The following is a 232-nucleotide window of genomic DNA, read 5'->3' on the forward strand; positions in this document are numbered from 1 at the left end:
GGTTTTTATTATATAGGTGATATTCAAATTAAACGAGAGCGGCAAGCGTTGGGTTTAGTATTAGCAGGAGGAAGTATTACGGGTATAGTTTTAACGACATTTGCGGCGCATTATTTATATGGGTTTATTCCAGCAAGTGTTGCGTTTGTATGTAATATTGCATGGGTCATTTTAGGTATTTATGTAGCGAAGAGGTATCAATCGGAATATCTTACTATATTCGTAGCCGTAG

1 protein-coding gene is annotated in these 232 nt (G+C 36.6%); it reads left to right on the forward strand.

Features of this window, described 5'->3' with window-relative positions:
- On the forward strand, positions 1 to 232 hold a 232-nt coding region (locus SB658_RS27890), incomplete at both ends, for a DUF2339 domain-containing protein (protein ID WP_410603835.1).

The sequence above is a fragment of the Bacillus sp. SIMBA_008 genome (assembly GCF_046535495.1).
Taxonomy (GTDB): domain Bacteria; phylum Bacillota; class Bacilli; order Bacillales; family Bacillaceae; genus Bacillus; species Bacillus subtilis.